This is a genomic window from Nocardia neocaledoniensis, assembly GCF_029868625.1.
GTDB classification, from domain to species: domain Bacteria; phylum Actinomycetota; class Actinomycetes; order Mycobacteriales; family Mycobacteriaceae; genus Nocardia; species Nocardia neocaledoniensis_A.
This window is the reverse complement of record NZ_JARWOJ010000418.1, coordinates 18,128-38,802: the sequence shown is the minus strand read 5'-3', so window position 1 is coordinate 38,802 and position 20,675 is coordinate 18,128. Positions and strand designations below refer to the sequence as shown.

22 protein-coding genes and 1 pseudogene are annotated in these 20,675 nt (G+C 66.5%); 6 read left to right on the top strand and 17 right to left on the bottom strand.

All coding sequences use genetic code 11. From position 1 onward, the window contains the following. Window positions 1-340: 340 nt before the first annotated feature. From QH270_RS33120 to QH270_RS33110, 3 genes and pseudogenes are all read right to left on the bottom strand, one after another. Window positions 341-550: a heavy-metal-associated domain-containing protein gene (locus QH270_RS33120; protein ID WP_054811700.1), complete on the bottom strand. Its 210-nt coding sequence runs from the start codon at window positions 548-550 to the stop codon at window positions 341-343. A gap of 17 nt (window positions 551-567) precedes the next feature. Continuing rightward, a complete protein-coding gene (locus QH270_RS33115) occupies window positions 568-993 on the bottom strand; it encodes a cupredoxin domain-containing protein (protein ID WP_054811701.1) in 426 nt (141 codons plus the stop codon). Beyond that, window positions 993-1,500 (bottom strand): annotated as a pseudogene (locus QH270_RS33110) (cation transporter); the annotation flags it as partial. The gene QH270_RS33115 and the pseudogene QH270_RS33110, both read right to left, overlap by 1 nt. 239 nt (window positions 1,501-1,739) lie before the next feature. Here QH270_RS33110 and QH270_RS33105 point away from each other — a divergent pair. Further along, window positions 1,740-2,231: a heavy metal-responsive transcriptional regulator gene (locus QH270_RS33105; RefSeq protein ID WP_054811703.1), complete on the top strand. Its 492-nt coding sequence runs from the start codon at window positions 1,740-1,742 to the stop codon at window positions 2,229-2,231. A 76-nt stretch (window positions 2,232-2,307) separates the two neighbouring features. Here the strand turns inward: QH270_RS33105 and QH270_RS33100 are convergent, their stop codons facing one another. The 6 genes from QH270_RS33100 to QH270_RS33075 form a co-directional block, all read right to left on the bottom strand. Beyond that, the gene (locus QH270_RS33100; RefSeq protein WP_067514643.1) at window positions 2,308-3,111 is read right to left on the bottom strand and encodes a cytochrome c biogenesis CcdA family protein; all 804 of its coding nucleotides are present in this window, start codon (window positions 3,109-3,111) and stop codon (window positions 2,308-2,310) included. Then, on the bottom strand, window positions 3,108-3,761 hold the full coding sequence (locus QH270_RS33095) for a TlpA disulfide reductase family protein (RefSeq protein WP_082392787.1): 654 nt from the start codon (window positions 3,759-3,761) through the stop codon (window positions 3,108-3,110). The genes QH270_RS33100 and QH270_RS33095 overlap by 4 nt, the downstream gene beginning before the upstream one ends. Further along, a complete protein-coding gene (locus QH270_RS33090; RefSeq protein WP_086843848.1) occupies window positions 3,758-4,411 on the bottom strand; it encodes a TlpA family protein disulfide reductase in 654 nt (217 codons plus the stop codon). The genes QH270_RS33095 and QH270_RS33090 overlap by 4 nt, the downstream gene beginning before the upstream one ends. A 63-nt stretch (window positions 4,412-4,474) precedes the next feature. Further along, window positions 4,475-5,032: a vitamin K epoxide reductase family protein gene (locus QH270_RS33085; RefSeq protein WP_228787596.1), complete on the bottom strand. Its 558-nt coding sequence runs from the start codon at window positions 5,030-5,032 to the stop codon at window positions 4,475-4,477. A gap of 70 nt (window positions 5,033-5,102) precedes the next feature. Further along, entirely contained in the window at window positions 5,103-5,741 is a 639-nt protein-coding gene (locus QH270_RS33080) for a DsbA family protein (RefSeq protein WP_104897740.1), read from the bottom strand. 860 nt (window positions 5,742-6,601) lie between these two features. Further along, window positions 6,602-7,234, bottom strand: coding sequence for a class I SAM-dependent methyltransferase (locus tag QH270_RS33075; RefSeq protein ID WP_280348635.1), 633 nt, complete (start codon window positions 7,232-7,234; stop codon window positions 6,602-6,604). A 535-nt stretch (window positions 7,235-7,769) separates the two neighbouring features. On the opposite strand from QH270_RS33075, the gene QH270_RS33070 reads away from it, so the two are divergent. The 4 genes from QH270_RS33070 (at window position 7,770) to QH270_RS33055 (ending at window position 11,006) form a co-directional block, all read left to right on the top strand. Beyond that, window positions 7,770-9,926 (top strand): MMPL family transporter, encoded by a 2,157-nt coding sequence (locus tag QH270_RS33070; protein ID WP_054811709.1) that lies wholly within the window; start codon window positions 7,770-7,772, stop codon window positions 9,924-9,926. An 87-nt stretch (window positions 9,927-10,013) separates the two neighbouring features. Beyond that, window positions 10,014-10,283, top strand: coding sequence for a metal-sensitive transcriptional regulator (locus tag QH270_RS33065; protein WP_054811710.1), 270 nt, complete (start codon window positions 10,014-10,016; stop codon window positions 10,281-10,283). Between the two features lie 49 nt (window positions 10,284-10,332). After that, window positions 10,333-10,572, top strand: a complete 240-nt coding sequence (locus QH270_RS33060; RefSeq protein WP_054811711.1) for a YgaP family membrane protein — start codon at window positions 10,333-10,335, stop codon at window positions 10,570-10,572. A 26-nt stretch (window positions 10,573-10,598) separates the two neighbouring features. After that, on the top strand, window positions 10,599-11,006 hold the full coding sequence (locus QH270_RS33055; RefSeq protein ID WP_054811731.1) for a DUF302 domain-containing protein: 408 nt from the start codon (window positions 10,599-10,601) through the stop codon (window positions 11,004-11,006). A 72-nt stretch (window positions 11,007-11,078) separates the two neighbouring features. On the opposite strand, the gene QH270_RS33050 is transcribed toward QH270_RS33055, so the two are convergent. Both QH270_RS33050 and QH270_RS33045 read right to left on the bottom strand, forming a co-directional pair. Continuing rightward, a complete protein-coding gene (locus tag QH270_RS33050) occupies window positions 11,079-11,423 on the bottom strand; it encodes a DUF3703 domain-containing protein (RefSeq protein WP_054811712.1) in 345 nt (114 codons plus the stop codon). A gap of 31 nt (window positions 11,424-11,454) precedes the next feature. Continuing rightward, window positions 11,455-12,327, bottom strand: coding sequence for a sterol desaturase family protein (locus QH270_RS33045; RefSeq protein WP_054811713.1), 873 nt, complete (start codon window positions 12,325-12,327; stop codon window positions 11,455-11,457). A gap of 1,012 nt (window positions 12,328-13,339) precedes the next feature. On the opposite strand from QH270_RS33045, the gene QH270_RS33040 reads away from it, so the two are divergent. Further along, window positions 13,340-14,617, top strand: a complete 1,278-nt coding sequence (locus tag QH270_RS33040) for an N-acetylmuramoyl-L-alanine amidase (protein ID WP_054811732.1) — start codon at window positions 13,340-13,342, stop codon at window positions 14,615-14,617. Between the two features lie 19 nt (window positions 14,618-14,636). Here the strand turns inward: QH270_RS33040 and QH270_RS33035 are convergent, their stop codons facing one another. From QH270_RS33035 to QH270_RS33010, 6 genes are all read right to left on the bottom strand, one after another. Further along, window positions 14,637-15,341, bottom strand: coding sequence for an AraC family transcriptional regulator (locus QH270_RS33035; protein WP_228787576.1), 705 nt, complete (start codon window positions 15,339-15,341; stop codon window positions 14,637-14,639). A gap of 175 nt (window positions 15,342-15,516) precedes the next feature. Beyond that, window positions 15,517-16,104: a cadmium resistance transporter gene (locus tag QH270_RS33030; RefSeq protein ID WP_054811715.1), complete on the bottom strand. Its 588-nt coding sequence runs from the start codon at window positions 16,102-16,104 to the stop codon at window positions 15,517-15,519. A 92-nt stretch (window positions 16,105-16,196) separates the two neighbouring features. Beyond that, entirely contained in the window at window positions 16,197-17,696 is a 1,500-nt protein-coding gene (locus QH270_RS33025) for an MFS transporter (protein WP_223518920.1), read from the bottom strand. A gap of 28 nt (window positions 17,697-17,724) precedes the next feature. Then, the gene (gene lspA, locus QH270_RS33020; RefSeq protein WP_054811717.1) at window positions 17,725-18,255 is read right to left on the bottom strand and encodes a signal peptidase II; all 531 of its coding nucleotides are present in this window, start codon (window positions 18,253-18,255) and stop codon (window positions 17,725-17,727) included. After that, entirely contained in the window at window positions 18,252-20,216 is a 1,965-nt protein-coding gene (locus QH270_RS33015; protein WP_054811718.1) for a heavy metal translocating P-type ATPase, read from the bottom strand. Before QH270_RS33015 ends, lspA begins: the two co-directional genes overlap by 4 nt. Next, window positions 20,213-20,608 (bottom strand): ArsR/SmtB family transcription factor, encoded by a 396-nt coding sequence (locus QH270_RS33010; protein ID WP_054811719.1) that lies wholly within the window; start codon window positions 20,606-20,608, stop codon window positions 20,213-20,215. The genes QH270_RS33015 and QH270_RS33010 overlap by 4 nt, the downstream gene beginning before the upstream one ends. Between the last annotated feature and the right edge of the window lie 67 nt (window positions 20,609-20,675).

Genomic DNA, 20,675 nt, shown 5'->3' with positions numbered 1-20,675 from the left:
GACAGCAAGGGCCCATCATGCTGCACATCCAGTCACAGATCATCTTCAGCGGGTTCACGTAAATCACCTCCCTGGGTTGCGTGTTCGGACTCGTCGGCCGCGCGATCGGTGGATTGATACGGTGCCGTCGTCGTGGTTCCCAGAGCTGCCAAGACAATCTCGGCTGACCGGTGGACCACAGCGATGCTAAACGTTCCATTAGGATGGAAGGTCAAGTCGTGCAAGCGGCTGGCGATCGGTTGATCGGGCTATTGGGTGCCGACGGATTGGTGCTTGCCAGGGCGGCGCCGGTTGCGCCGTGCTGGCTTGGAATTGGGCGAATGTAATGAGGCCAGGGTCGTCACGAGTCGACCGTTGCGGTGTAGCCGAGTTCGGCGATGGCTGCGATGACATCGCCGGGGGTGGCGTAGTCGAGGTCGACGGTGGTGCGGTTGCGCCTCCGGGAAGTGCGGGTCTCGCGCACACCAGGCAGGTCTTGCAGGGTGTCGTCGATGAGCAATGCGCAGCTGCCGCAGTGCATGCCGTCGACCCGGAAGGTGTGTGTGCCCATAGGTTTTCGATCCCTTCTCAAGCAATGGTGAGGGTGCCGGAGTACATGCCCATGCCGCAGGTGTAGTCCAGGCGGCCGGGTCGAAGAATCCCGAGGTCGATACGGGTCTCGCCGGTGGTCGGCAGGACTTTCTGGATGTCGAGGCTCGGTATGACCAGCGACCGGATGCAGCCCTGGGTGCCGTTGGTCTTGACCACCAGGGTGGTCGGTACACCGGGCTTCGCTGCGACGTTGTCCGGTGTGTAGGCGCCGGTGCGGGCGGTGATCGTCACGACCTGCGCGCCGTCTGCGACGGTAGCGGCGGAGGCATCGGCCACCGGCTGGCTCGCGCCGAACGCCTCGGCGATACGCCCAGCGGCCAACGGTGAACCGGCGAGTTCGAGTCCACCGTTGAGGGTGTAGAACCCCATCCCGAGCACCACCAGTCCGGTCGCTACCGCCACCCGGCATCACCGAGAAACAGCGCGTACAGCGACCAACCGAACGCGGCCAGCACGCCCACCGAGATGAGAGTGTCCATGGTCGCGGCGGCGTGACGCAGGTTCGTCCACGCCGCTTGGTGGAACGGCCAGGCGCCCCACACGACTATCGGCGCCGCCAGGGTGAGCGGCAGCCACTGCCCAGTTGGTGAACTGCAACGGTGGCACCATTGCCATCGCTACCACCGGCACCGCCAACGCCACCGACACTCGCATTCGCTGGCGCAGTGAGCGAGTGTCGGTGTCGTATGTCTCGGTCTCATAGGAGGTTTCGCTATCAGGACCTCGCACCGGGTGTGGAATTCGTGCGGTGTACCCGGTGGCTTCGATCACCTCGATCACGTCGGCGTCTGCGGTGTCGGAATCGATCTCGACACGGGCCTTCTCGGTGGCGAAGTTGACGGTGGCCACGACACTGTCCATCGTATTGAGCCGCCGCTCGATTCTGGTCGCGCACGACGCGCACGTCATCCCGCCGATAGCGACTTCCAACCGCCGCGGCGCGGCAGCCGCGTCCTCGGCCGGTAGGGGTCCGCTCGACGCGGGCATCACCGGCACCGCGACGAGCACCAGCACGTCATCCCGCATACTGCACACTCGAGCTCGTTCACGCCGACCTCCATCCATCCACACGCGTCCCGCTTGGCAATCCCATCCTGAACCTTCCAGTAAGATGGAATGTCAAGGGGCCGGATCCGAGGGAGTATGCGATGAAGATCGGTGAACTGGCTGCAGCGGGCGGAGTCACGACAAAAACGATCCGGTTCTACGAGGGCGAGGGCTTGATGCCTGAACCGGGCCGCACTCCTACCGGCTACCGCGACTACAGCTCCGAGCACCTGGCCCGGTTGCAGTTCATCCGCCGGGCGCAAGCGGCGGGGCTGAGTCTGCGCGAAGCCGGTCAGATCCTGTCTGTCCACGACCGCGGCGAACAACCCTGCGGCCATGTCCAAGCGATCCTCAGCGAGCGCCTCGACCAGGTCCGGGCCCAAATCGCCGAACTCATCACCCTCGAAGCCCACCTGCAAACACTGCTGGACACTTCCCGTACCGACCAGCCCACCAGCCACGACGACTCCACAGTCTGCTGGATCATCGAATCCAACGTCTCGGTGTCGAACGACCAACCGCTCGATGCCGACCCGTTCGGTCATGTGAGCGAAGCGGGCTCAACTCCTCCAGGTGGTGGAGTTGGCAGGTGAGTTGTTCTCGCTCATCGAAGTTGGCCACCAGACGGCGTGCGGGCAGTCGGTGGCTCGCCACTGAGTCGCCGCGGCGTCATATCGGCAGCACGACCGCGGTGACGAATTCGTTGCGCAGCCAGCCGATGAACACCGCCCACACACCGCTGACCAGCGCCGCACCCACCAGGATCAGCATGACACCACCGGCGATTTGAATAGTCCTGGAATGTCGGCGCAACCAACCGACACCGCGCAAGGCCTTCGCGGAGCCGAAGCCGAGAACGATGAACGGTGATCCGAGTCCGACGCAGTAGGCAACGATCAGCGCCACGCCGCGCGCGGCGGTCGTGCCTTCGGTTCCGGCGGCGACCGAGAGGACTCCCGCAAGAGTCGGCCCCAGACAGGGCGTCCACCCCAACCCGAACACTCCCCCGAGCAAGGGCGCTCCGGCAAGCGAGGATATCCGCAACGGGGCGAAGCGGGTGTCCTTCTGCAGCGCCGGGATGAGCCCGACAAAGGTCAGACCCATCACTATCGTGACCACACCACCGATGCGCTGGAGCAGATCCTCGTTGATCCGCAACGCTCCGATCACCCCGAACACCGACGCGGTGGCAAGGACGAACACCACGGTGAATCCGGCGACGAACAACGCCGCCGCACCGGCCACCCGCCAGCGGTCTGCGCCCGAGCCCGGCTCATCGGCACCGCCGGGTGAGGTGCTGGCGCCGGAAACACCAGCGAGGTAAGACAGATACCCGGGCACCAGCGGGACAACACACGGCGACGCGAACGAGACCAGCCCGGCGAGTATGCAGGCGGCGAGCGCGAGCAGCAGTGGCCCGGTCGCGGCGGCGGTCTGAAAACTGGTGCCTATCCCCTGGGCGAGCGCCGTCATCGTCGCGCCGCCACACGCTCGATCACCGGTTGCAGATCCTCTGCCAGCAGGGCACGCAGGAACACGGCCGCTACCCGGTGCTGCCGATCCAGAATCAAAGTGGACGGGATGACGCTGGTGGGATAGCTGCCGCCGAGCGCGATCAGCGTCCGCATCGAGGGGTCATAAATCGACGGATAGCCGACTTTGTAGTCGATGACGAAATCCTGGGCTTTGTCACGCTGCGGATCACGGACATTTATCCCCAGAAACTGCACTCCCATGTCCTTGGTGGCCGCATATACGCGTTCGAGGTCGTCGGCTTCAGCACGGCACGGCCCACACCATTGACCCCACAGGTTGATCACCACCACCTGCCCGGCGTAGTCGGCCACGGACACAACCTTGTCTTCGGCCATGAGGTCGGGCCCCGACAGGGCCCCGATCTGCCCGCGAGCCTCCGGCGGATCGTAGAAGATGTCTGTCTGCCCGCCCGGTGAAACGAAGTCGAACGTGCCACCACCAGTCGCGACCGAATCGGAGCCCGCAGCGCAACCGGTCACGGCGATCACCGAGCAGATGCCAAGGGCGAGCACGGCGATAAACCGGGATCGCCGAACGTGTGTTGGGGTGGGTCGTGCGGTCGTTCGCGTGCCTTGTCGCTGGATCATCGGGTCATCTCACTGATCGCGGCCCGAATCTGGGCGGGGTTGTCGAATACAGCGGGTGTAGTGATGCGCGCGACCGAACCATCCTGCTGGACAAGGAAACTCAGCGGCAGCACCGGGGGCGCGGACAATGCCCCGCGCACGTCGCCGGAATCGACGAATGACGGATAGTCGGTGCCCAGGGCTGTCAGTAGATCCAGGGCAGCGACGGGGTTGTCTTGCACGTTGATCCCCACGACGCGAACCGAACCGGGCTCGTTCGCGTACGCATCGAGCACGGGAATCTCTTCCCGACACGGCCCGCACCAAGATGCCCAGAGATTGATCAAGGTCGGCTCGCCGGTCAGCGCGGCGCCGAGGTCGACGGTGTCGGTCGACCCGAGACACCGCGCCGAGACACCGCGCAAGTCGGCGTCGGCCTGCGGCGCTACGGCGGTAGTCGGGCAACGCCGCAGCTGTGCCAAGCCCGCGTGACCCACCTCGGGAGCGTTTGCGGCGGAGCCGGTGACTGCATCCGCCGAAACACCCGGTTGCCCGGATCGGGTCTGCGACGAAGTCGATCGCGGCCAGATCGCCACGATCAACGCGACAATTACCAACAGGCCAACGACCACCCCACGAGCACCCGGCTGCACGCGCGACAACTTCTCCATCACCACCACCTGTCTACTATGCATCGTAGTAGACAGGTGGGTGGCACGGACCGGCGCCCACGTTCACAACAGCGTGCTCCAGTAGCTCCAGAAGCGGATGCCGATCAACGACACGATCGTGAGAGACCAGACGGTGACAACGACGCCGTGGTAATCGGCCGTGACGTCGGCCAGTCGCCGGCCAGCGGCGGGGACAGGCAGATCACCCACCACGAGGTTGCGCAGGGTGACGTAGCCGAAGATCGGGATCGTCACCGCCCACACCACCATGCAGTACGGGCACAGTGCCCCGATGCTGTATAGCGTGTGGTAGATCAACCAGTGCACGAACACGACACCGAAGCTGACACCGGCCTGTAGTCCCAGCCAGAACCAGCGCTGGAACCGTGCTCCGGACAGCAGCCCGGCACCCACAGTGGTGACCACCGCGAACCCGGCGATCCCCAGCACAGAATTGGGGAGACCGAACGCCGCCGCCTGCGGGCTGTCCATGACCGACCCGCAGGACACGATGGGGTTCAGACTGCAGCTCGGCACATAGGCGGGATCCCGCAGTCGCGCCATCTTCTCCACTGTGAGCACACTCGCAGCCACCGTGCCGAGGAGACCACCGATCAGCAACAGCCAGGGCAGCAGCCGCGGGAACGGGTCCCGATAGTCCCTTCTCCGAGTCGGCGTGGCGATGCTTGCCTCACTTGGCGAGTGCGGCATCGATGGCCTCGATGAAGTCTTCGGCGGAGCGCGGTTGGAGTTTGACACCGTCGAGGAAGAAGGTGGGCGTTCCCTGCACACCGAGGGTTCGGCCGTCGGCGACGTCGTCCTTGATTCGTTGCAGGGTGGCAGGATCGCTGTAGGCGGTGTCCCATTGCGTCATGTTCAACCCGAGTTCGCTGGCGAAGCCGCGGAAGACGTCGTCCTTCGGAACGCGCTGCTCGGCCCACTCGGGCTGTGTTTCATACATCTTCTTGTACATCGCCTCGAACGCGCCCTGCCCGGCGGCGGCCTCCACTGCACGTGCCGCGCGTTCGGCGTTGAAGTGCGACGGGATCGGGAAGTAGCGCACGACGAATGTCACTCGCCCGCTGTAGGTTTCGCGAAGTTGCTCGACGAAGGGAAACGCTGCGCCGCAGGCCTCGCATTCGAAGTCGAGAAATTCCACCAGCGTGACCTTGCCGTCGCCGACGGGACCGACCCGATGACTGTTGTCGCGGACGAGCACGCTCTGAATGTCGGCCCCCGCGTCGGGCTGGTCCTTCTCGGAGCCGGAGTTGATCGCGACGATCACGGCGGCCACCGCGACGAAGACGGCAACGATCACTGCCGAGATCATCAAGTTTCGCGTTCGGCGAGAGGCTCGTTTGTCCGGGGTTGACGTGTTCATACGCTGGGCCTCGCCAGCCTTGCTCTGCCTTTGCGGCATGTCGGTTCCTTACTGTTTTCCGAAAGCGGGAATGTCGGACGGGTCTCGGTGCGCGCGGTTTCCCGCCATAGAGGGCGCATCCGATGCCGACGACAGGCGACCGCTCGCTATGGATGACGGTGATCGGCAGTTTGCCGTGCGTCGAACACGACACGGCCGCGTCAAGTAGTTGCCTCGAATGGTGCGTCGGCGGTGCCGACTGCGGATGCCGACAACATGCGGACGCACCGAGAGAAGGCCTGCTCCTATGTGCGCAACACGCAGAGCATGGCCAAGCTGGGCGCGTGCCAGCGCCGCTGAATGTTGCGCGGGCGCGGCCCCGCGCGTGCCGGTACAACAAGGATCGGACGGGCGCGGGCCTGCCGAGCCACGGCGAACAACACGCTCAGGAGCAGAATCACACACAGCCCGAGCACTCCGACCGGAGACTCCGGCCCCAACACGGCGCCGGCGAGAAGATCAGCGCCAGCGTCGAGGTCGCCCGCCACTTCCGACGCTGACGGCGCAGAAGTGCCCTCATCGCTGACAGCAGCTGACGACACATTGATGGTCGCGCACCGCATGTCATGACCAAAGGCGCGAACCTCATCCGCGCACGGTGAAGTCTGCATCATCGCCAGTCCCACCAGAGCTGCCAACACCGCGGTCAACCGCGCGAGTCCCACTCGCACAGCTACACCGCAACGCCTGCTCTGCACGCCGCCAGGGTAATAGATGATCCGAAACCGCCCAGACGACCGGGCCGACGACTACTCGCGACAGACGACTGCTCAATCAGCGGGCTTTTGCGCCAGGACCCGGAAGGTGACCCCACCGCGGCCGGTGCGACGTGATTCGGAAATCACGAATCCGGCGGCTTCCAGGTAGGGAATCGGATCACGCAGCAGATGGTCGGCCCCGAACCTGACGCTGATCGGCTCGATCAACCGCATGAAGAGCCGAGCCGGTGCTGAGGTGGATGGTCCGTGCTCAGCGAGCACGAAAACCCCACCCGGGATCAGCGCCCGGTACGCCTGCGCACAGGCACGTCCCGGGTCGGGAATGGTGCAGAAAGTGTAGGTCGATACCACCGTATCGACGCTCGAGTCAGGAACATCGAGGTCCTGCACGTCACCCAGACGGAGCTGCACCGCGAGATCCTGGCGGTGCGGGCGCTGTCGAGCGATATCGAGGACACCTTGGGAGACGTCGAGGCCGATGACCCGTTCCACCTCGCTGCCATAGCGGGGCAAGTTCAACCCAGTGCCTACGGCAAGTTCAAGGACCCGTCCCCTGGCATGACCCACGGCCCAACCACGCGCGTCACCGAGCATAAATCGCTCGAACGCGCCGATCTGGCGGTCGTAACGTGTGGCGTTTCTGTCGAAAACCGCGGCGATGCGGTCGATGCTCGGCTGCTGCATGATGCCTCTGTTCGGTGGTCCGTCGGGTGAGTCCCAGTCTGCGCTGCATCTCCAACAGTCACTATCGGGAAAACCCCTGAACTCTCTAGGTAGCGGCTTGGTGCCGCCAGCGCGTCCAGGTCCCGCGGGGTCGGCGTGGGGCTGATCTGGTCACAGACCCGAGTCCGTCGGTCGGGCTGCGGCGAACACTCGGCCCAGGCGGCGTGAGCGCTCAATGATCGGCGTCCACGTCGTCGCTTTCGTTGAGCACGGCCGTGCATAAGTGCCGCAGTCGCACCGTATGCGGGCCGTCGTAGGCAGCAGCGAGCAGCAACCAGCAGGGCACCCACGCGAACGGGCACGCCGGATCAAGATGCAGGTCGATTTCGGCAGCGATACAGCCCAGTCCCCGGCGGTGGCTCGCATGAACTCGACGATGCCCATGAGGCTGCAGTTGGTTGCCGCGAGTAGGGGGCGGGATGCGCCCGCCAATACCCCCTCGGGTATCTTCGTCTCGACACGAGGTATACCCCCTAGGGTATTTACGAAAGGTGGAATGGTGGACACGAAACTCGCTGTCACCGAACCCGCTCACCACGGCACCGGGCACTCCGGTGCGCTGGGCCGGTGGGGTGCGTTCATGGCCGGGCGCACCAAGGCGGTGATCGGGGTGTGGTTGCTGGTGCTGATCGCACTCGGAGCCGCCGCGCCTAGCGTGTTCACCTCTCTGGCCGGGGCGGGATGGCAGGCCAACGGCTCGGAATCGGTACGCGCACGCGAACTGGCCCAGCGACACTTCGGCGGCAATTCCTCGGCCGCGGTGCAGGTGGTGATCCATTCCGAGGCCGCCAGGATCGGCGATCCGGCGATGACCCGTACGGTCGAGCAGGTCACCGCGGTGTTCGCCGGTGACGAGCGGATCGCGCAGGTGATCGCCCCGCAGCCCGGATTCACGATCAGCCCTGATGAGCACACCGGAATCGTGATCGCGGGCGCAAACGCCTCCACCGACGACATGGTCAAGGCCGTCGACGAACACAAGGACGCGTTGAGCGCGCTGTCCCAGGACGGGATCGAGGTCTACCCGACCGGGGCCTCGGCGTTGTGGAGCGATTTCAACGTCGCCAACCACGACGCGATGATCAAGGCCGAGATGTACTCGTGGCCGGTCACTTTGGCGATCATGGTGCTCGCGTTCGGGTCACTGGTCGCTGCCGGGCTGCCGTTGCTGCTGACCCTGGCGGGCCTGGTCGCCTCCGCGGGTGGGCTGGTGTTGCTGAACCAGATCACCCCGATCTCGGTGTGGGCGATGAACTTCGCCATGATGTTCGCCCTGGCCCTGGGCATCGACTACGCGTTGTTCCTGGTGGCTCGCTTCCGCGACGCCCTGGCCCGCACGGGCGATCCCCGCGCCGCGGTCGCCGAGACCATGGACACCGCCGGCAAGGCGGTCCTGCTCTCGGGGTTGACGGTTCTGGTGAGCTTGTCGGCGGTGCTGATCGTGCCCGCCCCCGCGGTGCGGACCATGGCCGTGGGGATCATGCTCGCGGTGGTGTTCGTGCTGGCCGCGACCCTGACCCTGCTGCCCGCCGCGCTCGGAGCGCTCGGTGGCAAGGTCAACGCTGCGGCGTTGCCGTACGCGCGCCGTCAGCAGCACCGCTCCCCGGTGTTCGCACGCTGGGGTCAGATCCTGCACAAGCACCCGTGGCCCCTCGCTGCGGTGGCGCTGACCATCCTGATCGGGTTGGCGATACCGATGTTCGGGCTCAAGACCGCGATGCCCTCGATCACGGTGGTGCCCGCCGAGGCCCCCGTGCGCCAAGGCTATGAACTGATTCAGCAGCAGTTCGGACCTGGAGCCCCGGGCATGCTCTCGATCATCGCTCCCGCCGCCGAGGCCGAGACCACCGCGACCATCGCGCGCGCCAGCGACGGCATCCTCATGCTCACCCCACCCCAGCCCGCCGCCGACGGCGCCGACCTGGTGATGATGCAGGCGATGCCCGCGGTGGATCCGTCCGCACCGCAGATGGCCCAGATCCTGGACCGTCTGCGCGCCGATCTACCCGAGAACGCCGTCGTTGGTGGTGCGGCGGCGGAGAACCTCGACCTGCAACAAGCCCTGAACGACTACCTGCCCATCGTGGTGGCGGTCATCCTGATCCTGGGGTTCGTGCTGTTGCTGATCGCGTTGCGGGCTCCGCTGATCGCGGCCCTGGGCACCCTGGTCAGCTTGCTCTCGACCGCGGCCGCGTTCGGGGTGGCCAAGCTGATCTTCCAGGACGGGCACGGTGCCGGGCTGCTCGGTTTCACCCCGCAAGGGTTCCTGGACGGGTGGGGGCCGGTGTTCTTCTTCGCGATGATCTTCGCCATAGCCATGGACTACACGGTGTTCCTGTTGGCTACCGCCAAGGAGCATTACGAACGCACAGGCGACCCACACGCCGCGCACCTGGACGGGCTGGCGCATTCCGGGCGGGTCATTTTCGCCGCCGCGGCGGTGATGGTGGCGGTGTTCTTCACCTTCGCCCTGGCCGAGCCGCTGCCGCCGAAGGAGATGGGCATCATCCTGGGTGTGGCGGTGCTGCTCGACGCGCTGCTGGTTCGACTGGTATTGCTGCCGGTGATCCTGCGCCTGACCGGGCACGCGGCCTGGTGGAGCCCGGCGTGGTTGCACCGGGTTCTGCCCGCCATCAGCTTCGCCCACCACTGACCCAGCGACACCGACCCCTCTCCCGGATCCTCACTTCAGATACCCCTGGGGGTATTGTGGGGTGAGGATCCGAGAAAGGGACACATCATGATCGGCAACGACGACGAAATCGCGCAGGTCCTCAACCGGCTGCGCCGCGCGCAAGGCCAACTGGCCGGGGTGATCGCCATGATCGAGGCCGGGCGCGACTGCAAGGACGTGGTCACCCAACTCGCCGCGGTCTCCAAAGCCCTCGACCGCGCCGGATTCAAGATCGTCGCCACCGGTCTGCGCGAATGCCTCACCGAAACCCCCGACGGTGAGCGCGCACCCCTCAGCATCGAGGAACTGGAAAAACTCTTCCTCGCCCTGGCCTGACCCCCAACACACGCCCGGGGTCTGGCACTCACCGAAAGGACTCCCGCCGATGGCACTGCCACCGCGACCGCGCGAATGGACCATCACCCGCCTCGTCCCGGCCCTGGCCGGAACCCTGGTCCTGCTCAGCGCACTGCTGAGCACGACCCTGTCGCCCTGGTGGTTGATCCTGACCGCCTTGGTCGGGGCGAATCTGCTGCTCTACAGCGCGATGGGCTGGTGCCCGGCCACCCTGGTGATGCGCCGGTTCGGCCTCGCCGACGCGTCCTGCCCAACCCCTACCGCCTGACCACTCGTCTCGGATCGGAGCACATGATGGACCTAGCCCTCTCGACGAGCCTGCACACCACCTTCGACGACGCAATCGAACGCACCCGAACCGCGCTGGCCGAGCAAGGATTCGGCATCCTCACCGAGATCGACATGCGAGCCACCCTCAAAGCCAAACTCGGCCACGACATGGAGGACTACCGCATCCTCGGCGCCTGCAACCCGCCCCTGGCCCACCGCGCGGTCGAGACCAACCGCCAGATCGGACTCCTGCTGCCCTGCAACGTGGTGGTCCGCCGCGACCGGACCGACCCCGACACCATCATCGTCGAAGCCATGAACCCTCAACTGATGGTCCAGGTGACCGACCAACCCGCCTTCGACACCGTCGCCGACGAGGCCACCACCCGGCTGCACGCAGCACTGGCCGCGCTGGACTCGACCCGGACCTGACACCTCGCCCAACCCACCGCGGCCAAACGAGTCGCCCGTATCGAGACACCGCCTGACCGGGTGGCTACCGGATCAGCTCGACTCCAGCAACGCGGCGAGATCAGGCGGAGTGGTCATGGTTTGGCGCAATCCGACATCGGCACGGCCGGTGTTGCCTTCCGGGGCGAGCCCGGCCAGCGACCCTGGTGCGGCGACGATGATCCGGATGACCTGCCCGAAGGCTTCGCGCCGGTCGCGTTGACGTACCGCGAGGGCGAACATGGCGACGTGGTTGGCGGTGTGCAGCCAGGGATCGGGTTGGGACAGGATGTGGGCTCGTTCGAGATGGCTCCAGCGTCGTGCCGGGTCGGTGGTGGTGTTCGCGGCCTGCATCTCTTCGTGGTGGCGGGCACGGGCAGCGTCGGGAATCTTCGCCATTGGGGTGCTCCTTCGTGTTGAGCGGTGAGCGTTAGGCTTTCTTCGCCTGTTCGGCGGCGCCGAGCACAGCCGTCGCCTCCGGGCTGGGCTGGACGGTGCCGTGACGGGTGAAGGGTTCGGCGAGTTGGGCGAGGTAGCCACTGGGGTAGTCGGGTTTGGCTGCCATGCCGAGGTCTGCGCTGGAGAACCGTCGGTGCGGGTCGTAGCTGTAGGTGCGCAGCAGGTGATCCCAGATCAGGGTGAACAACCCGAAGTTGACGTCACCGATACCTGCCCATTTGAGGTGGTGGAAACGGTGGCCTTCGTTGAGCGCCAGAACGTATCTGAGCGGGCCGACGCGATAGTCGGCGTTGGAGTGTTGGAGCAACAGTTGCACCGCCACCGCTAGCGATAATGCCGCCGCGACCGGGACCGGGATCCCGACCAGCAGGAGCGGTGTGACTCCGGCGGTCATCTCGACGGTTTGGTGCAGCGGGTGTTTCATGAGGCCGTTGAGGCCGTAGAACCGTTGCACGCTGTGGTGTACGGCGTGGAATCGCCACAGGATCGCGATCTTGTGGCTGGCGTAGTGAGCCAGGGTGATACCGAAGTCGGCGACGAGTATCGCGATCAGCACCTGGACAATGAAAGGCCAACTGCCAGGCCAGATCCCGTCACCAGGAATCAGCGCGGCCAGTGCGGGGATGGCGGCGACGCTGCCCAGGATGAGGGTTTCGTTGACGAAGCCGTGTGCGGTGTCGCGGCCGGTATCACCGTGGGAGGTGTTCCAGTCCGCCCGGTACGGCAGAACCGCTTCGGCGGTGAACGACACCGCCACCGCGATCCCGAGTAAGGCGAGCAGCCACAGTTTGTTGGCACCGGCGGCGGCCAGGGCGACACCGGCACCGTTGATGCCGAGCAGCATCAACGGCGCATAGCCGAAGCGGACGAGGGCAAAGATGAGCGTGGACACGGATTCAGCTTCGCGCCCAGGCAATAGGCCGGGCTTGAAGAAATCAGCTGACTCTCCGCGCCGGTGACGCCTCATCGATCAAGCGGATGCCCCGGGTGTCGCACCGAAGTACGGCTACACCCTGGCTACAGTCTCAAGTAACACTTCATTCTTTGAGGTGGCTGTGGCTGGTGTGATCGGTGGTGCCGGTTCGGACGCATGATCCGGGCCCGCCATCGTGGTTTCTACTGACGTAGGAGTATTCGTGCCGAACTACACCCGCAAACGAAGCTATGTGCTTCCCCTGGTCGCGGTCGCTGTGGTCGCGGCGCCGGTCGCGGCCGGTTTCCTCGGTGGTGACGGACAGTACCGGTTCTCCAACGACAGTGAAACCGATCGGCTCCGGCCTACTGCGACGACCCAGATCGGGTTGGCTGGGGCGCCGAGGGTCGTGTTGCCGTTGCGCGAGCTGGCCGGCATGCAGTTACCGGACCTGAAGGTCGCGGATCTTCGGCTCGTGCCCGGCGCCCCGCCGCTGCCGGAGGGTTCCCGGGTCGGGCCGATCGGGTTCGTCACCGACGAGGGGACTGCGCCGATATCGGCGCGGACCCCGGCGTTGGATCCAGGTGTGGTGCCCGAGCACTTGGCAGATCGGGTCGGCGCCCAGGTCACTGAGCTCACCAACGGGAGTCGTTTCAGCATGGTCGGGTTGACCGCGCCGGATCTCGCGGGTGTCACCACGATGGTGCGGGCCCGCCAACTCGACAGTTCCTGGGGTCCGTGGTTCGAGGCCGGGACCGACGACAGTGTTTCGGCTCGCCGCCCCGGTCCGGGCCGCATGCAGGGTAGTGAACCGGTCTATGTCGGTGACACCGACGCGGTGCAAATCCTGAGCACGCGCAAGCTAACCGACACAGCGGAGCCCGGATCACGGGGACCGGCCCCGGTCGCGGGCCCGGACCATCTCGGTCCCGCAGTCCCGCAGATGAGCGCGGTGTTGCTCGATCCCGGCCGTAGTGAGGAGAACCTGTCGGCGATCGCGGCACCGCTGGCTGGTGGCGGGCCACGGGTGATCAGCCGCGCGCAGTGGGGCGCCGACGAATCGATCCGGTGTGAGGATCCAACCTACGACGACGGCCTGGGCGGGATCGTGGTGCATCACACCGCGGGCCGCAACGACTACAGCAAGGCCGAGTCCGCGGCGATCGTGCGCGGGATCTACGCCTACCACGCCGAAACGTTGGGCTGGTGCGATATCGGCTACCACGCACTGGTGGACAAATACGGCCAAATCTTCGAAGGCCATTTCGGCGGTTTGGACGAGCCAGTGCAGGGCGCGCACACCGGTGGTTTCAACGAAAACACCGCTGGAGTGGCGTTCATGGGCAATCACGAATCCGAGGACCCGACCCAGGCGGCGATCACCGCGATGGGTCAGTTCGTCGGATGGCGTGCTCGCGTCGCGGGTTTGGATCCGCGGGGGACCACCACGATGATCTCCGAGGGCACCGAGTTCACTCCGTATGGCGAGGGTGAACAGGTGCAGTTACCGGTGGTGTTCTCTCATCGCGATGTCGGTAACACCACCTGCGCCGGGGATGCCGCCTATGCGCTGATGGACCGTATCCGTTCGATCGCTGCGGGTGTGGGTTCGGGTGCGGGGCCGAGACAGGCTTCGGTGCCGGTGCCCGCGCAACCCGATCCTGATGTTGATGCCGACGTGTCGGCGCTGGCGGCGTTGACGGGCAAGCTGTTGGATCTGGTCGACCACAATATGTTGGCTCGGCGTTGGGTCGATGCCGGTGGACCGCAGGGGCGGCTGGGGTTGGCCGCCTCGGAGCCGGTGCCCACCGCCGAGGGCGGGCAGTATGCCAGGTTCGTCAACGGTTACCTGTTCCAAGCCCCCGACGGTCAGGTCTATGAAGTCGCCGGGCGCATCGGGCAACGGTTCGCCCAGCTCGGCGGGGACAACGGCGTGCTGGGCACGCCGCGCAGCAACGAGTACCCGGTCCCGGGTGGCGTGCGGGTCGATTTCGGTCGCGGGTCGTTGGTGTTCAACGAGGCGACCGGTGTCGTCACCACACTGGGGCTGCCCCAGCCAGGTTCCGATCATCCGAGGCCGCCGGCCACTCCCACGCCGGCAACAGCAGACACTCCACCAGCACCTGCACCGCTACCGGCAGAGCCCGCACAGGTTCCGGCTCCGGCGCTGGCTGATACGCCAGAAGTTGGGCCCGGCGAGGTGCCGGTGGCCGGACCGTGAGGTAGTTCGCGCGCTGCCATCAGCGTGATTCGGTGGTGACTCGCTCGCGTGGGGGTGGTGGCCGCCATCCGGTGGCGACGAGTGCTTCGGTCGGAGAGATGCCGATCAGATCGCGGCAGGTGCGAGTGAGGTGGGCGCTGTCGGCGAACCCCGCTGTGTGCGCGGCTTCGGTGAGGGAACCGCCTTCACGCACGACAGCGAATCCGAGCTGCAGGCGTACCCACCGCCGCCACGCCACATACGGCAATCCCACCTGCGCGGTGAAAATATGGGAGAGGCGGCTCGCCGAAATCCCGATGTCGGCGGCGAGTTCGCCCAGCGAGGGTGGACCTCCCACCCAGCAGGTCGCCCGGCGCAGCGCCTCGGCCACGACAGGGTGCGAGGCCCGGCGCACCGATCTGGTGACCGGACCGCCGCCCGGCGGAGCCGGTAGGGGCGCAGCGACGCTGACCCAGCTGGTGACTGCGTGGCGCGGTTGCCCGCCCAGTCGGGCCAGTGCCGCGTGGGCGGTCACGCTGTCGGGATCGAGGAACGCGAGGAATCCGCTGGTGCCCGGTTCGGTACTGACCTGGTGGACTACACCGGGTGGGATAATCGCGGCGAGCGCGGGCGTGGTGTGTCCGGCCGCGTCGGCGAGGGTCAGTCTCCCTCGTGCGACGAAGAGCACCTGCACGGCGGCGTGCGCGTGGGCAGCTGCGTCGCCGATCTCGCCGGTGAATGTCATGAGCCCGGGAGTCAACGAAACCCCGCCGGACCATCGGTGCTCGGGAGCGCTCACCTCCGCACGCGCCATGTCCGGTCGTTCCCGGACAGCAATCGACAACACGAGCACGGGCACAGACAGGTCACCTCGCGTCCTCCCTCTTGGTGATCTCGTGTGTAAACAGGGTGGTGGGCGGTCAGAGGCCGAACGCGCCGCCGCTGACGAGGATGACAATTCCGAGAACGACCAGAACGAGCGGAAAGAGTATGTGTTCCCACCGCTCCAAGATCTCGGCAATGCCCTTGCGGGTGGTGAGGAACTTCGCGGCGAGCACCAACACCCCGACCAACAGCAGGAACACGACCGAGTAGGCGAAAATCGCCGCCGTTCCCACGGTGGCGAAGACAGGGACATAGACGCCGATGTTGTCGCCTCCGTTGGCGAAGGTCACCGCGGCAACCGTCCACACCGCCACCTTCTTGCCCTCGACCCGATCGTCGTCGTCGTGGTTTCGCCACGCTCGCCATGCGGCGAGCAAACCGAGCAGCAGCGGTATCAGCCCGAAGTAGGCGATAGCGTGTTCCGGCAGCAACGCGGTCACACCGAGCGCGACGAGGATGGACGCGGCGAGGATCGCGCCGAAACCGAGATATTGCCCCGTTGCGATGGCGAGGGTGGTTCCGCGAGTCCCCGCGCCGCGGGCGAAGAACAGGGACAGCACGATGATGTCGTCGATGTTGGTCACCAGGAAGAGCCCGATGGCCTGCAAGATCGTGGTAACCATTGGCGTGGAGGCCTTTCTCGGGGAGCACACAGTGATTGGGCGGACGTGCGTTGTCGGGCTGCACCCTCGCGGCTGGCTACCGACTGTCTACCTCATCGCGGGCTGGGCGCCGGTGATGTTCGCCCCGGCGAGGGTGTCTGTTTGGGGAGCTTGGCGGCGATGGCCGCGGCGAGCAGGGCGCTGACAGCGGCGCTGGCCAGGAACACCGCAGATATAGCTTCGGTGTAGGCGTGGGCGCTGGTGGCGGTAAGGTCGGCACCAGCTGGGTCAGGAAGCCCGGTCGCGACCAGTTGTGCTCCAGCGATGTTGTCGCGTGCCGCGCCGACCACGGCCTCGGGTAGCCCGTTCAGGTGGGGGTCGAGGTCGCGGGTGTAGACGACGGTGAGCAGGGTGCCCAGGATGGCGACGCTGAACGCGGCCCCGACCTGTCGGATGGCCATCAGCAAACCGGCTCCCGCGGCGCTGCGGTGTTCGGGCAAGCTCGCCATGACCGCGTCGACCGCCGGTGCCAACGCCAGCCCTGCGCCCAAGCCGATAACCGCGAGGCACGTCGCCACATAGCCGTAGCCGGTGTCAACGGTGATACGGGACGCGAGCACGAAACCAGCTGACGCGATTACCATTCCGGTGACGATCGGGACTTTCGCGCCGACGCGGGTGACGATCTTGTCGACCGCGGCCGCGGCGACGATGATCGCCAGCACCAACGGAACCAAGCGCAGTCCGGTGCCGAAGGCGTCGTGATGGCGCAGGATCTGCAAGTATTGCGGCAGCACGAACAGCACTCCGACAAGGGTGAAGGTCCCCGCAGTAGCGGCCAGGGTGGGCCAGGTGAAGGCGGGATCGGCGAACAGTGCCAGATCGACCAGAGGGTGGCGGGCCCGCCGTTCCCACATCACAAATCCCACGATCAGCACCACACCGGCTGTGAGAGTGGCGAGCACGATGGGGTCGGCCCACCCGTACTCGGGTGCTTGGATGACGGCGAACACCACCGCCGCCGTACCGGGCACGGCGGTGACGATCCCGAGCCAGTCCAGCGGCGGTGCGTCCGGATCGGCCGACTCGGGCACCAACACCATGCAGGCAACCACAGCGGCGACACCGACCGGGACGTTGATGAGAAACACCGAGCCCCACCAGAAGTGCTGCAAAAGCCAGCCTCCGACGATCGGGCCCAGCGGCAAACCGACGCCCAGTGCGCCCACCCACACCGCGATCGCGCGACGACGCTGGTCTGGACCGAACAGCGTCGGCAGGATCCCGAGTGAAAGCGGCACGATGATCGCGGCTCCGATGCCCATGACCGCGCGGGCGGCGATCAGCGAACCGGTGGACCCGCTGTAGGCGGCCCATGCCGACGCGGCGACAAAGGCGACCAGACCTACCAGCAGCAGCCGTTTGCGGCCGTAGCGGTCGCCGAAGCCACCGGCGGGCAGCATCAGCGCGGCGAAGACCAGCGTGTAGGCGTTGACGATCCACTGCAGCTGGGTGGTGCTCGCGCCCAGGTCTTGCGCCAGGGTAGGCAGGGCGACGTTGAGGACCATCAGGTCCAGCCCCACGGTGAGCAGGGCCACGACCAGCGCCGCCAACCCTGCCCACCGACGCGATGGGCTCGGTTCAGTCCCGATTGCCGGTGTGGCGATCGGGTGAGAGTTGTTCTCGCTCATCGGAGTTTCCGATCAGGGTGGTGATGATCAGGGCGGTCGCGCCGAGCACGATGAAGGTGTCGGCCAGGTTGAAGGTGGGCCACCAGCCGGTATGCAGATAGTCGGTGACCAGCCCGTCGGGGGCTCGGTCAATGACATTGGCAGCGGCACCACCCAAAATTGCGGCGAGTGCGACCCGGGTGAACAAGTTCGCGCGCGGTGCGACAACCCATCCGGCCACCGCGACCGCCGTGGTGATCACCGTGGTGATCGACAGCATCACCCAGGTCGGTGCGTCGGCGGCGATCGAGAACGCGGCGCCGGGGTTGAACGCCAACCGCAGATCCACCGGCCCCGCCTCGATCGGCGACCCGTCCAGCGCGGTCTGCGCCCATGCTTTGAGCGCGAGGTCGATCCCGGCGAACACGGCTGCGGCTGCGGCCCACCGCAGTCGCCGCCCCCACCGCGAAACGGTGGGAGCAGACGACGAGGTGGCGATCACGCGGAGGCTCCGGCCAGCGCCGGGGCGGGCTTTGCCGTCGAATCGGGCAGCGAGGCCAGGGACTTCGTGCGTCCTGCGCGGACACCGTTGGCGATCACGACGATCTCGGCGAGCTCGTGGACCAGCACCACCGCCGCCAATCCGAGGATTCCGAACAGTGCCAGCGGGATCAGGATCGTGATCAGCCCCAGCGACAAGCCGACGTTCTGCAACATGATCCGCCGGGCCCGGCGGGCGTGCTCGAGCGCGCGCGGCAGGTGCCGCAGGTCCTCCCCCATCAGCGCCACGTCGGCGGTCTCGATGGCGACGTCGGTGCCCATCGCGCCCATCGCCACACCGAGGTCGGCGGTGGCCAGGGCGGGGGCGTCGTTGACGCCGTCGCCGACCATCGCGGTGAACCGGTCGGTACGCAGTTCGGCCACGATGCGGGCCTTGTCTTCCGGGCGCAGGTCCGCGTGCACGTCTTCGATCCCGGCCTCGGCGGCCAGCGCGGCGGCAGTGCGCGCGTTGTCGCCGGTGAGCATCGACACGCGAATACCCAGGGCATGCAACCGGTCGATGACCTCACCCGCCTCTGGACGCAGTTCATCGCGCACAGCGATCGCACCGATCACCTGGCCGTCGAGCTCGATCAGCACCGCAGTCGCCCCCGCGTGCTGCATCCGCTCCACATCGGCAGCCAGCGCACCGGGTTCTATCCAGCCCGGGCGGCCCAGTCGTGCCGCCCGGCCGTCGACCAGACCGGTCAACCCGGCGCCGGTGACGGCCTCGACGTCGGTCGCGGGAGCGAAGGTGTCGACGGCGGCGAGGATGGCACGAGCGAGGGGATGCTCACTGCGCGATTCCAGCGCCGCGGCGACACCGAGCACAGTTTCCTGATCGACGCCGGTGACCGTCGAGATCTCGACGACAGCGGGCTTGTTCGCGGTCAGCGTGCCGGTCTTATCGAGCGCGACCTCACGCACCCGACCCATCGCCTCGAGCGCGGCGCCGCCCTTGACCAGCACACCCAACTTGCTCGCAGCACCGATCGCGGCCACCACGGTGACCGGTACCGAGATCGCGAGCGCACACGGTGACGCCGCGACCAAGACGACCAGCGCGCGTTCGATCCAGGTGACCGGATCGCCGAAGAGCGCACCGATCACCGCGATCGCGGCGGCCGCGATCATGATGCCGGGCACCAGCGGTTTGGCGATCTTGTCCGCCAAGCGTTGGGCGTCACCCTTGCGGGCCTGCTCGGCCTCCACGATCCGTACGATCCGCGCCAAAGAGTTGTCCTCAGCGGTCGTGGTGACCTCGACGGTCAGCACGCCGGTGCCGTTGATAGACCCCGCGAACACCTCCGCACCCGGCCCTGCCTCCACCGGTACCGATTCGCCGGTGATCGCCGAAACATCCAGCGCGCTACGGCCTTCGACGATCACGCCGTCGGTGGCGACACGCTCGCCGGGGCGAACCAGCATCCGGTCCCCCACCCGCAGCTCCGCCGGGCTGATCACGGTTTCAGTGCCGTCACGCAGCACGGTGGCCCGGTCGGGGACCAGGTTCAGCAGCGCGCGCAGACCGCGGCGAGTGCGGGCGACCGCGTACTCCTCGAGGCCCTCGCTGATGGAGAACAGGAACGCCAGCATCGCGGCTTCGCCGACCTCGCCCAGGATCACCGCACCGATCGCGGCGATCGTCATCAGCGTGCCGACCCCGATCTTGCCCTTGGCCAACCGTTTGAACGTCGACGGGACAAAGGTGTAGGCACCGACCAGCAGTGCGGCGATCTCCAAACCCAACTCCACGGGGCGTGGGCCGCCGGTCCAGCCAACGATCAGTGCCGCCACCAGCAGCACACCGGCAACTGCGGCAGCGCGCAGTTCACTGACCTCCCAGAGCTTTTCGGGTTCCCGCTCCTCGGTCTCGCCGTCTGCGGTGGGTTCGTCGTGGCCGCAGCCGCACGCGTCGCTCACGCTCGCACCTCCGCAGTGGTCTCCGTCGTCGGGGAGGTGGCGTCGGTGCCGTAGTTCGGGCACAACGCCACCGCGTTACCGGTCGCCGCGAGCAGGGTCTCCGCCGAGGCGAGCAGATCCATCAGCTCAGGACGGGCCAGGCTGTAGAACACCTGCCTGCCCTGCGGACGACCCACCACCAGCCCACAGTCCCGCAGGCACGCCACATGCGCCGACACCGTCGACTGCGCCAGACCGAGCCCGGCCATCAGATCCGCGACCCGCGCTTCCCCGGACGCCAACCGCTGGACAATCGCCAACCGCGTCCCATCCGAGAGGCTGTGGAACAACGCCACCGCCGGATCCAAGCCCTGCGTCTCGACGAGGCAACCCTCGCCCTCATTAATCGCCATACGACGATGATAGCGGCAGAGGGTATTGATATCGACCGCTTGCGTGATTAATCTCATTTCAACGATC